The sequence below is a fragment of the Micromonospora deserti genome, from assembly GCF_003236335.1.
In the GTDB taxonomy this organism is placed as follows: domain Bacteria; phylum Actinomycetota; class Actinomycetes; order Mycobacteriales; family Micromonosporaceae; genus Micromonospora; species Micromonospora deserti.
Genome location: NZ_POUB01000587.1, coordinates 1 through 416, shown reverse-complemented (window position 1 = coordinate 416; position 416 = coordinate 1). Strand labels below are relative to the sequence as shown.

The following is a 416-nucleotide window of genomic DNA, read 5'->3' as shown; positions in this document are numbered from 1 at the left end:
CGCCATGGCTGCCCGCCACCACTTCCTGGGAGACCCGGCTGCGCTCGCGGATGATCTGCTCCACCGTGAGTCCGCCGACGATGGAACGCAGATGTCCCGCGAAGATCCGGCCGACCCGCTCCTCCATCCGATGCTGTTCCGACAGGAACCGGCGGGCGGCATTGGCGATCGACACCGCGTCGTCACCCACCTTGAACACGCATACGGCCCGCACCGCGAGCCGAATTCCCTGCTGGGTCACACAGTCCTCCGCGATCTCCGCTTCCCGCAGGGCCAGCGACAGCATCCGGGCCTTCTGCTTGATGGGCAGCACAAAACTGCCATGACCGGTGACGATACGGAACTGGGTTTCCGTAGCATGCCGTTTGGAGCCGGAAATGAGCATTGCCTCATTCGGTGCGGGAACCTGCCAGAAA

At 64.2% G+C, this 416-nt stretch carries 1 protein-coding gene; it reads right to left on the bottom strand.

Annotated features, from left to right (window positions below; translation table 11 throughout):
- The coding region (locus C1I99_RS32050; protein ID WP_325049263.1) for a flotillin family protein at positions 1 to 385 on the bottom strand (385 nt) is incomplete at its 3' end.
- Positions 386 to 416: the final 31 nt, after the last annotated feature.